This window comes from Roseburia inulinivorans DSM 16841, assembly GCF_000174195.1.
Lineage (GTDB): Bacteria > Bacillota > Clostridia > Lachnospirales > Lachnospiraceae > Roseburia > Roseburia inulinivorans.
On record NZ_ACFY01000062.1, the window covers coordinates 61332 to 69262 of the forward strand.

Consider the following 7931-nt stretch of genomic DNA (forward strand, 5'->3'; position numbering starts at 1 on the left):
ATTACATGGAGAAAATACTGCACTATCTGGACGAATATCTTGAAGAAATTCTGATGGTCATTTCCCTTATAGCAATGACGCTTATAATGGGTATTCAGGTGTTTTCCAGATACGTTCTTGGCATGTCACTATCATGGTCGGAGGAAATTACCAGGTATCTTTTCATATGGTCGGCTTTCTTAAGTGTCAGCCTTTGTACCAGAAAATGCATATCTATAAAAATTGACCAGTTTATACAGCTTTTTCCAAGGAGAGGAAAAGCGTTCTGGAAGGTACTCAATCTAACAGTTGAGTTTGTGTTTTTCGTATATCTGATACCGTATTCATTCATATATCTGAAAAATACGATAGAAAGCGGTCAGGTCAGTCCTGCCTGCGGTATCCCTATGTACTATGTGCAGGCGGCACCGTTTGTGTGCTTTATCATTACAGCCTTCCGCATCGCTCAAAGATGGGTTGGAGAGTGGAAAATTGTACTGAAAAAAGATGAAAAGTCACTCGAGGAGGGCAATATCGCCACAGTTATTGAGGAAGCTGTTGTTGAAGACGCTTACCGCGAGAAAGAGCTTGTTGAGGCTATTTTAAAAGCTGAGAAAGAAGAAAATACTATATCCGGTAAAAAGATCAACACTAAAAACAGAAAGGAGAAATAGATGTCAGCAGTTGCAGTATTTATTTTATTTGTCATTTGTTTAGTGATCGCAATTCCGGTGTCTATCTCTCTTGGAATTGTTGCCGTTTTACCGGGCGCGTTTGATCCTTCGTTTACGGCAAGCGCAAGTTATGTCATCCGTTCCATGTTAGGCGGAATCGACAGTTTCCCACTGCTTGCAGTACCAATGTTCGTGCTTGCCGGAATCCTTATGGCGCACGGTAAGATCTCCCAGAAGCTGTTTGATGTGTTTGTTTATTTTATTGGAAAAAGAACCGCAGGAATCCCGTGTGCAGTGATCATCACCTGCCTGTTTTATGGCGCAATTTCCGGCTCTGCACCTGCAACTGTGGCAGCAGTCGGAAGTATGACGATCCCGCTTCTGATCGAGCTTGGCTATAAAAAAGATTTTGCAACCGCAATCGTTGCAGTTGCGGGCGGACTTGGTGTTATCATCCCACCGAGTATTCCGTTTATCATGTATGCAATGGCAACCGGGGAATCTGTCAGTGACTTATTCTTAGCAGGGATTGTGCCGGGACTTATGATCGGAGCACTGCTGATGTTTTACGCTTATTACCATTGCAGACGCTATGGCGAGGACAAGGAAAAAATTGATGCAAAAGTAACAGAACTTCGCGAGAAAGGTTTTTTAAATATTTTAAAAGACAGTATCTGGGCGCTGATCAGTCCGGTGATCGTACTCGGCTGTATTTATGCAGGAATCGCATCTCCGACAGAGGCGGCAGTTATTTCTGTATTTTATGCATTATTTGTCAGTCTGTTTATTTATAAATCCATTAAAGTGAAGGAAATCTGGGGCATTATGGTGGAAGCCATGAAAACATATGCACCGATCCTGTTTATCCTTGCTGCATCCACTGCCTTCTCAAGAGTGCTGACCTTAATGCAGGTTCCACAGACAGTGAGCGCATGGATCTTAGCACATTTCAGTAATGAGATTGTATTACTGATTATCATTAATGTATTCCTTCTGATCGTTGGAATGGTCATGGATACAACACCGGCAATTCTGATCTTAAGTCCGATTCTTCTGCCAATCGTGCAGAGCATTGGAATGAATCCGATCCATTTTGGTGTGGTAATGATCGTAAACCTTGCAATTGGTTTTGTGACACCGCCGATTGGAGTCAATCTGTTTGTGGCAAGTTCGCTGACCGATGTGCCGGTCATGCATATTGCAAAAAAGGCAATGCCGATGATCGGGTACTTTTTGCTGGCGCTGCTTTTGTTGACGTTTATCCCGGCAATTAGTTTGTTTTTACTTTAATTGGCCGACAGGAAGCTTGGAAGGAGAAAATCGTTGATGAATAAAAAGAGATGGATATCTGCGATGCTGATCGTGACACTGACCTGCGGGCTGGGTTTAACAGCCTGTGGCGGTACGCAGGGAAGCGTTCCCGGGACAGAAGAGGCTGAGGTACAGCGCTATGCGTGGCCGCTTGGCAGCTCAAGCCCGGAGGATACGGTGACACAGATTTATGCAGAAAAATTTGCAGAGGAAGTGGACCGGTTAAGCGGCGGAAGCATGAAAATCAGTGTCTATCCAAACAGTGTGTTAGGCGGTGACCGCGAACTGTTAGAGTCCTGCAAAGACGGAGACATTCCATTTGTTGTGCAGAATACAGCACCGCAGGTGACGTTTATGAAGGATACCGCAGTTTTTGATATGCCGGCATTGTTTGAAACGATCGATGAGGTGAGGGAGCATGTGGATAATCTTGAATTTATGGAACTGATGCAGCAGGTCTATCATGACGGCGGTTACGAGCTGTTAGGTTATGCGGATCAGGGATTCCGTGTTATGACAACCAATAAAAAAGTGGAGAGTCTTGCAGATTTTAAAGGACAGAAGATCCGTACCATGGAAAATTCCTACCATATGGCATATTGGAAAGCACTTGGCGCAAGCCCGACACCTATGACATTCTCGGAAGTGTATATCGGTCTGCAGCAGGGAACGATCGATGCGCAGGAAAATCCTTATGAGGTCATTGTTTCCAATAAGTTATATGAACAGCAGGACTATGTGGTAGAGACAAATCATCTTCCGCATCTGATTTCGCTGATTGTCAGTGAGGAGTTTTTTGATTTGCTGACAGATGAGCAGCAGCAGATCATCAAAGAGGCGGCAGATACGGCGAAAGAATATGCGAGAGAGCAGTCAGATGCCCGCATTGCGTCCAGAATGGATACCATTCGGGAGAGCGGAACAGAAATCATTACTCCGAGTGAGGAATTGTACTGCGAAATAAGAGAGTTATGTAAATCGATCTATGCATCCATAGAAAGTTCAGTGTCGGAAGAAATTATCGATGCGTATCTGGGGGATATGCAGGGTGAATGAAAATAATCCAGAGCTAAAGAATCGCTGCGAAAAGGCAGCGATTTTTTCACTTTAATATGCTAAAATATTTTTCTTGCGCAATGTTTCTGAACTTGCTATACTGAGAGCAGAATTGTAAAAAGACAGTGGTTTTACGATAGAATATGTATACAGCGAGGAGATTAGCAAAACGATGGACAGAATTGAGGAGATCCGCGAAAAAATCGGAGAATGTGATGATATTATTATAGAGCAGCTTGCAGTCAGAATGTCTCATATCCAGGAGATCATTTCCTATAAGAAGGCAACCGGTATCCCGATTTTACAGCCGGAGCAGGAGAAGAAGCAGACGGATGCACTGGCACAAAAACTTGGCGATAATGAGTTCGAGGAAGAGATTCTTGATATTTTCAAATATATCATGAAGAACAGCCGCAGGATCCAGGCAAAGAGTCTGTTCGATTACAATATTTTCCTGATCGGTTTCATGGGAGCCGGAAAGAGCACGATCGCAGGAGAACTGAAGGATAAGCTTGAGATGGATCGTGTCGAGATGGATCAGATGATCGTGGAGAAACAGGGTATGTCTATCTCAGAAATTTTTGATGAGTATGGGGAAGCTTATTTCCGTAACTTAGAGAGCAATACACTGATCGAGCTGCAGAAGAGAAAGCAGACGATCGTTTCCTGCGGTGGTGGTGTTGTCATGAGGGAAGAGAACACAGATCATATGAAGAAAAATGGCCGTGTTGTTTTACTGACAGCGAAGCCTGAGACTATCTATGAGCGTGTCAAGGACAGTGACGAGCGTCCGATTTTAAATGATCATATGAATGTGGAGTTCATCAGCAGTCTGATGGATAAACGAAAAGAGCGTTATGAGGCAGTTGCGGATATTACGGTGGCAACAGATGGCAAGAATGTGACACAGATCTGTGAGGAGATCATTTCAAAACTGATCGCACTCGACAATGCAAAAGAAGAGCAGGAAAAAAACAAATAGCTGAAAAACAGCTTTTGTCAGTGTGAAAGCGGGGATAAAGGGAATGGAATATGATGCACAAGTATTTAAGATGAAGGCAAACAAAAAGGCACGCAATGTCTGGATGGCATTGTCATTGATCCTTTCACTGTCGTACACGTCAGATACGGCAAAGGGATTACATACGCTGCCTTACTATGCAATGTTTATGGCGATCTGCTGGATCCCGTTTTTGTTTGGAGTGGTGGTACTCCGTCTGCAGGGAGCAGCAACGCAGTATTATAAATTTATTGTTGCGGTCGGGTATGGTGTGTTTTATGCATTTGTTGTCTGTACGAGTGAATCGATACTGTCGTTTATGTATATATTGCCTCTGACGAGTATGCTGGTTTTGTTCAAAGACAGGACGTATATGGTGCAATGTGGCATTGGTACATTAGTGATCAGTATTGCCAGCAGTGTACATAAATTTATGAACGGAATGAACAGTGCATCCAATGTGAATGATTACACATTGCAGGCATCCTGTATCATACTTTGTTATATCTGTTATGTTGTGTCGATCGACCATCTGAATGAGTCAGACGGTGCATTGACCAATTCCATCAAAGCGGATTTAGAGCGGGTGGTTACGACTGTTGAGCAGGTAAAAGGTGCCGGTAATCAGATCATGGACGGAGTTACGGTTGTCAGGGAATTAGAGGATGAAAACAGACAGAGTTCCACGACAGTTGTGCAGGGAATGAGTGAACTGACGCAGAACAATAACGTCCTTCATGATAAGACAATGTCCTCGATGGACATGACGACCAACATCAATGAGCAGGTGGAACGCATGGCATCCCTGATGGAACAGATGGTCACTCTGATGAACGAATCCGCAGACCATGCAAATGAAAGCTCCGGAGAATTATCCAGAGTGGCAGAGACAACAATGCTGATGGCAAAGCTGTCCGATGAAGTTGAGACGATTCTCTCAGAATTCCAGAAAGAGTTCGAGCGTGTGAAAACAGAAGTCAGCACCATTGAATCCATTAACTCCCAGACGAATCTGCTGGCATTGAACGCATCGATCGAAGCAGCGAGAGCAGGAGATGCAGGAAAAGGATTTGCAGTCGTAGCAGATGAGATCCGGAACTTAAGTACAGAGACGCAGGAGTCTTCGAGCCGTATCATGGAGGCACTCGCAAATCTTGGAACTACTTCCGTTAAGATGACAGATTCTATCGGACAGACCATCGATCTGATCCAGGAGACCTCTGAAAAAGTTGCAGTGGTCAACGAGAGTGTGTCAGGAATTGCAAAAGATGCAGCGGAACTTGAACAACATCTGAGTGTCATTGATTCCGCAATGCAGGATGTAAAAGAATCCAACCATCAGATGGTTTCCAATATGGAGGGAATCTGTAATGTCATGAATGCCATGACAGACAGCATTGGAAGTGCAGATGGCGCAACAAAGACAATGCTGAACAAATACGATGAGTCCTCACGCAATGTGAATAAGATCGAGACCGTTGTTCAGGATATGATGGAAAAACTAGGTGTCGGCGGCTTTATGGGTATTCAGGATGTCAAACCGCAGATGCACTGTGTTTTGGTCAGAAAAGGAGAAACACGGGAAGAGTATCATGGAAAAGTCGTAAGACAGAGTGGCAGCGAGTTATGGCTTCAGATGGACCGGGAGGCACTGGGCAGCATCCGGGAAAAGACACCATATGATATTCAGATCGTGGTTGATAATGTCCTTTACAACTGGACGGATGTTCTGGCAAACGTGGAAAATGAGCAGGGAAGAGATGTATGCCATTTAGTGGTAAAAACAACACCTGTCATTGCAAACAGAAGAAAATATCCGAGAATGCCGATCGCAAATTCCTGTACGATCACGAGAAAAGATACGGATAAAACATATCGCGGAAAAATGGTCAATGTCAGTGCGAATGGCTTTGCATTTGCAGCAGCATCAGACGATTTTGCGGAACTTAAAGGAACACAGCTGGTACTCGATATTCCGGATTTCCCGGTAAAAGAGGAACGCACCATGGAAGGTGTGGTGATCAGAAGCACGGACAATCACGGAGAATATATTGTGGGATGCCGTATGCCGGAAGACAGTCCGGCCATTCAGAAATATGTAAATGATAATTATAAGGAATAAAAAATGTCTGGCGGGATTTTTTTCGCCAGACATTTTGTTCGAAAAGCAAGGAGAATATATGATGTATCATCGGTTAGAAAACAGTATTATTGATGTGATCAAGGAGGAGCAGGCGAAACTTGGATACTGCAAAGAGGAGATTCGTTTGTATTATCCGCTCAGCTCCCTGGATCACTTTTTTGGGACAGAGGCGGATGCAGAGGAGATGAAAAAGATCCTGACAGGATTTGGTGCATATACAAAGGAAAAACTGGGGAATGTACTGGTCTCTCATAAAGGGGATCGCTTTTGTTTCCATATACCGGAGCAGGGCGCAGAATATGTGCATGAGCATATGAAGCCGAATGAGTTTATCCGGGAGTTAGTAGAGTTGGTCGGAAAACACGGCTGTACGATGCAGCAGGTGAAAGATCTTTTCCTCTCAAAGGGAAAGCAGGTTCAGATGGAGCCGATGGATAATGGAGAGTTTGATCTTATGATCCGCTTTGAAGGAGATGGAGAAGACCCGTATTACTATTGCTTTAAAGATGAGGGATGTCACATTATTTATCACAGATTTTTGCCGGAGGATTATGCTGACTTCGGTTTTTAATGTTTTTGTTCATTATAATGTTGTTGAAGGTCGTACTTATAAAGATACTTTATTCTTTCTTGACAGATGTCTGATTCCATATTATAATCTGTATCATATAAAACATATAGAAATAGTAGGAAATAATAATGAGAGAAATTTTATGCTTTGGCGATTCCAACACATATGGTTTAATCCCCGGAACAAAAGAACGGTATAAAGAAAATATCCGCTGGACAGGAATATTACAGCAGAAGTTAAAGGAAAAGGATTGCCGCATTGTGGAGGAAGGACTCTGCGGAAGAACGACGGTTTTTGAGGATGAACTTCGCAAAAATAGAAAGGGCAGTGATTTATTACCTGTTTTATTAGAAAGCCATGCGCCAATCGACCAGGTTGTTCTGATGCTAGGGACGAATGACTGCAAATCCTATTATCATGCCTCGGCAGAGGTGATTGGTCTTGGAGTGGAGAAACTCATCGGGCAGATCAGACAGGCGGGAGAACATATTAAGATTCTTCTGGTCTCACCAATTCTTCTCGGAGAAAAAGTATGGGAACCGGAATATGATCCAGAGTTTGACGAACAGTCAGTGGAGACATCCAGACAGTTAAAAACAGTTTACAGTAGAATTGCAAAAAAGCATGGAATTGATTTTCTGGCAGCATCGGATGTTGCAGAACCAAGCAGCAGGGACAGAGAGCATATGGACGAGGAAAGCCATCGCAGATTTGCAGAAGCAGTCTATGAAAGACTTGCAGGATAAAGAAATGAGAAGAAGCAGATACCGGGAGAGGACTGATTCTTTTTTGAGGAATAATAAAAGAAAAAGTACAAAAACTATATTGACAAAAGAAAATAAATTGTGTACAATCTATTTATCGAAAAAAATTGCACACAATTTAATTTGAGACAATATGAATAAATGCTTATTATCACAATAAAGAAACAGAATATTCTGGAACAAAGTATTTATAACAGGAATGGAGGTAGAGATGGAACGGTATGATATTGCAATCATAGGCACCGGACCGGCGGGATTGGAAGCTGCGATCACGGCAAGAATCCGTAATAAGAAGATTATCTTATTTGGAAATAAAAATCTGAGCCTGAAAGTGGAAAAAGCGCATACGATTCAGAATTATCTGGGACTGCCAGACATTGGCGGTGAGGAACTGAAAGCTGCTTATGAAGCACATTTAAAAGCGATGGATATT

At 43.1% G+C, this 7931-nt stretch carries 8 protein-coding genes; all 8 read left to right on the top strand.

Going from position 1 to position 7931, the window contains the following annotated elements; translation table 11 throughout:
• Positions 1–5: 5 nt before the first annotated feature.
• On the top strand, positions 6–653 hold the full coding sequence (locus ROSEINA2194_RS07590; protein ID WP_007885199.1) for a TRAP transporter small permease: 648 nt from the start codon (positions 6–8) through the stop codon (positions 651–653).
• Positions 654–1943 (top strand): TRAP transporter large permease, encoded by a 1290-nt coding sequence (locus tag ROSEINA2194_RS07595; protein WP_007885201.1) that lies wholly within the window; start codon positions 654–656, stop codon positions 1941–1943. It begins immediately after the preceding gene.
• Between the two features lie 36 nt (positions 1944–1979).
• Positions 1980–3020: a TRAP transporter substrate-binding protein gene (locus ROSEINA2194_RS07600; RefSeq protein WP_007885207.1), complete on the top strand. Its 1041-nt coding sequence runs from the start codon at positions 1980–1982 to the stop codon at positions 3018–3020.
• Between the two features lie 172 nt (positions 3021–3192).
• A complete protein-coding gene (locus ROSEINA2194_RS07605) occupies positions 3193–4002 on the top strand; it encodes a shikimate kinase (protein WP_007885208.1) in 810 nt (269 codons plus the stop codon).
• Between the two features lie 43 nt (positions 4003–4045).
• Positions 4046–6142, top strand: coding sequence for a methyl-accepting chemotaxis protein (locus tag ROSEINA2194_RS07610; RefSeq protein WP_044927460.1), 2097 nt, complete (start codon positions 4046–4048; stop codon positions 6140–6142).
• Positions 6143–6200: 58 nt separating this feature from the next.
• The gene (locus ROSEINA2194_RS07615; RefSeq protein WP_044927462.1) at positions 6201–6734 is read left to right on the top strand and encodes a DUF3877 family protein; all 534 of its coding nucleotides are present in this window, start codon (positions 6201–6203) and stop codon (positions 6732–6734) included.
• Between the two features lie 128 nt (positions 6735–6862).
• On the top strand, positions 6863–7480 hold the full coding sequence (locus tag ROSEINA2194_RS07620) for a GDSL-type esterase/lipase family protein (protein WP_007885213.1): 618 nt from the start codon (positions 6863–6865) through the stop codon (positions 7478–7480).
• A gap of 229 nt (positions 7481–7709) precedes the next feature.
• The coding region (locus tag ROSEINA2194_RS07625) for an FAD-dependent oxidoreductase (RefSeq protein ID WP_044927464.1) at positions 7710–7931 on the top strand (222 nt) is incomplete at its 3' end.

What these genes read in the sequence shown, in the direction of transcription:
- ROSEINA2194_RS07590 (WP_007885199.1), top strand. Translation starts at nt 6, where the DNA reads ATGGAGAAAATACTGCACTATCTGGACGAATATCTTGAAGAAATTCTG.
- ROSEINA2194_RS07595 (WP_007885201.1), top strand. Translation starts at nt 654, where the DNA reads ATGTCAGCAGTTGCAGTATTTATTTTATTTGTCATTTGTTTAGTGATC.
- ROSEINA2194_RS07600 (WP_007885207.1), top strand. Translation starts at nt 1,980, where the DNA reads ATGAATAAAAAGAGATGGATATCTGCGATGCTGATCGTGACACTGACC.
- ROSEINA2194_RS07605 (WP_007885208.1), top strand. Translation starts at nt 3,193, where the DNA reads ATGGACAGAATTGAGGAGATCCGCGAAAAAATCGGAGAATGTGATGAT.
- ROSEINA2194_RS07610 (WP_044927460.1), top strand. Translation starts at nt 4,046, where the DNA reads ATGGAATATGATGCACAAGTATTTAAGATGAAGGCAAACAAAAAGGCA.
- ROSEINA2194_RS07615 (WP_044927462.1), top strand. Translation starts at nt 6,201, where the DNA reads ATGATGTATCATCGGTTAGAAAACAGTATTATTGATGTGATCAAGGAG.
- ROSEINA2194_RS07620 (WP_007885213.1), top strand. Translation starts at nt 6,863, where the DNA reads ATGAGAGAAATTTTATGCTTTGGCGATTCCAACACATATGGTTTAATC.